We start from the raw sequence: 2,746 nt of genomic DNA, 5'->3' as shown, positions 1-2,746 counted from the left end.
GCCGCGGCCGGGCGGCTCCACCCCTGCCGCCCGGCCGCACCGGACCGGGATTCATCCCTCCGCCCCGGCCGCCAGGCGGCCCCACGACCTGCGGCCGAAGCCGAGACCGGCTTCACCCCCACCGACAAGCAGCTTGGACACCGATTCGGCATCCGAGCCCGTACAGGAACGAGAACCACATGTTTGAAAACCGCGCCCTGGAAATCCTGATCATCGCGGCCGTCGTGCTGCTGCTCTTCGGAGCGAAGCGACTGCCCGAGACCGCGCGCGGACTGGGCAAGTCCCTGCGCATCTTCAAGTCCGAAGTCAGCGCCATGAAGACCGACACCGCCCAGTCGGCCACCGCGCCGCACGCACGTATCCAGGCCGTACCGGCCGAGGCCGGACGCAACCAGGCGGACACCGAAACGCAAACGGCTGACCGAGTCTGACCACGCACCGCCGCCGCACCGGCCGGCCACCAGAAACCGAGGGCATACGGTGAACGACACCCACCACAGCGGATCCACCGCTTTCGAACAACCGCAGCATGCTGCCACGGGCGTCATGCCGCTGACGGGGCATCTGCGCGAGTTGCGTAACCGCCTGGCTGTCTCGGTGCTGGCTCTGGTCGTCACCACTGTGGTCGGATGGCTGGTCCACGACTGGCTGCTCGGGCGGATCACCGGCCCGGCCTGTACTTTGCCCCATGTCCACGGGGTGGGGCAGCCGACCCGGGAATGCCCGAACGGTCTGCTGGTCAACAGCGGGATCCTGTCCCCGCTGACACTGAGCTTCAAGGTGGCGGCGACAGCCGGGTTCGTCATGGCCGCTCCGGTGTGGAGCTACCAGCTGTGGGCCTTCATCGCGCCGGGACTGTACAAGCGGGAGAGGAGATACGGGCTCGGCTTCGCCGCGGCGGCCGTCCCCCTGTTCTGCTTCGGCGGATACCTCGCCTACGTGGTCTTCCCCAAGGCCGTGGGGGTCTTGTCGGGCTTCAACCCGGTCGCCTTCTCCCTGTCGCTGCCCGGGGACGAGTTCCTGGACTTCTTCCTGCGCATGCTGCTCGTCTTCGGCCTGTCCTTCGAACTGCCGCTACTGGTGGTTCTGTTGAACTTCATGGGCATCCTCAGCGCCGCAGCTCTGCGGCGACGGTGGCAGGCCGTCGTCTTCGGTGTCTTCGTCTTTGCCGCGGTCGCCACCCCGACCGGCGATCCGATCACCATGACCGCTCTGGCCGTGCCCATCAGCCTGCTGTTCCTGGTCGCCCTGGCTGTTGCGACCTTCCACGACCGCGCGAAGGCGCGCCGCCGGGCCGCGGATCCCGACCACGGACTCGGCGCGGACGAGGCCTCCCTGGCGGACCTGACTCCCTCCCCTGTGGGCGCCACCGCCCCGCACTCCCCGCAACCGGTGCATGCCGGCGGCCTCGAAGCCGCCCAGCCCACGGCCACCCACCCCGGTGACACCGCATGACCGCTGCACGCGCAGACCTTGCGGAGAACCCCCCGAATACTCCGAGAACACCTGCCCGAACTTCTGAGGAGGCATAGGGTGATATTCGATGTGAGTCCCCTCGAGGCGGTCATGCTTGCCGTCGTCGCCGTGTTCATCTTCGGCCCGGACAAACTCCCCAAGATGATCGCCGAGGCCATGCGGGTCCTCCGCAAGGTCCGGGAATTCACCGAGAGCGCCAAGCAGGACATCCGCAAGGAACTGGGACCCGGGTTCGAGGAATTCGACCTCCAGGACCTCAACCCCAAGACCTTCGTCCGCAAACAACTGGCCGTCCACGGCGACGACTACGGTCTGAACGACATCCAGGACCTGCACCACGACGTTGCGGAAAACACCCGGGAAATCAAAGCGTCGGTGCGCATCGACCATGCGCACACACCCCGCAGCGCTGACGGACGGCCCACCGGCTGAACGTGAGGTATCCAAAACGGACACGCCTGCCGTTTACGCGGTTCAGCTGCTCATGGACCCGTCGATAGCGGCGAGGGCTTCGTGATGGTTCACGGGTCGACTTCTCATCTAGCTTGTGAGCGCTTCAACTGCACAGAAAAAACCGATCCATCGATCGCTACTTGCTTCCTGAAGCAGTTTCAACCTTGAAGGATGATGTCATGGCGTACGATATCGAAAAATCAGACCCCGAGTGGCGTGCGGAGCTCACTCCCGCTGAATACAGGGTGCTGCGCGATGCTGCGGACGAAGCGCCGTTTACGGGAGAGTACACCGATACGAAGGAGGAAGGCGTCTACTCTTGCCGGGCCTGCGGTGCTGATCTCTTCACTTCTGAGGAGAAATTCGACTCTCGCTGTGGCTGGCCTGCGTTCTACGACCCCAAAAACCTCGATTCTGTCGAAGTGCAACAACATGGATTGTCGTACCCCGTGGTTCGGTGCGCTCGTTGTGGGTCATATCTTGGGGAACTGTTCGAGGGCGAGGGATTTGACACACCGACAGACAAGCGATACTGCATCAACAGCCTCTCTCTGCGGCTGAAGTCTGCCGATTCCGAATGACCTGACTCTTCCGCCGGGTTGTCGTGTCGAGCGAGAGGCCGGCTTCGGCGAGGCAACCGTCGATGGGATCGCATCGTTGGATGCGGCGCAGGCCGGACGGCTCGGACACGGTGGTCGCGATCGCGGAAGACGACGGTGGCGGTAGTTCTGCACCGCAGCAACGACCAGATGCCCTCGACCGGACCGGGGCCGGCGCAGAGCGGGACGATGGCGAGCTGGTCGTGCTCCGTGGCGTC

4 protein-coding genes are annotated in these 2,746 nt (G+C 64.9%); all 4 read left to right on the top strand.

The window, feature by feature from the left end; all coding sequences use genetic code 11:
• The first annotated feature begins 179 nt into the window (after positions 1–179).
• The 4 genes from tatA (at position 180) to msrB (ending at position 2,510) form a co-directional block, all read left to right on the top strand.
• Complete coding sequence (gene tatA / locus ABT085_RS45440) at positions 180–431, top strand: Sec-independent protein translocase subunit TatA (protein ID WP_351622876.1); 252 nt, start codon at positions 180–182, stop codon at positions 429–431.
• 49 nt (positions 432–480) lie between these two features.
• Positions 481–1,455: a twin-arginine translocase subunit TatC gene (gene tatC / locus ABT085_RS45435; protein ID WP_351622873.1), complete on the top strand. Its 975-nt coding sequence runs from the start codon at positions 481–483 to the stop codon at positions 1,453–1,455.
• Between the two features lie 90 nt (positions 1,456–1,545).
• The gene (locus ABT085_RS45430) at positions 1,546–1,908 is read left to right on the top strand and encodes a sec-independent translocase (protein WP_351622871.1); all 363 of its coding nucleotides are present in this window, start codon (positions 1,546–1,548) and stop codon (positions 1,906–1,908) included.
• A 200-nt stretch (positions 1,909–2,108) separates the two neighbouring features.
• The gene (gene msrB, locus ABT085_RS45425; protein WP_351622868.1) at positions 2,109–2,510 is read left to right on the top strand and encodes a peptide-methionine (R)-S-oxide reductase MsrB; all 402 of its coding nucleotides are present in this window, start codon (positions 2,109–2,111) and stop codon (positions 2,508–2,510) included.
• Positions 2,511–2,746: the final 236 nt, after the last annotated feature.

Origin of the sequence: Streptomyces sp. NPDC002265 (assembly GCF_040296125.1) — a bacterium.
In the GTDB taxonomy this organism is placed as follows: domain Bacteria; phylum Actinomycetota; class Actinomycetes; order Streptomycetales; family Streptomycetaceae; genus Streptomyces.
The sequence above is the reverse complement of the archived record's forward strand: the minus strand, read 5'-3'. Positions and strand labels throughout refer to the sequence as shown.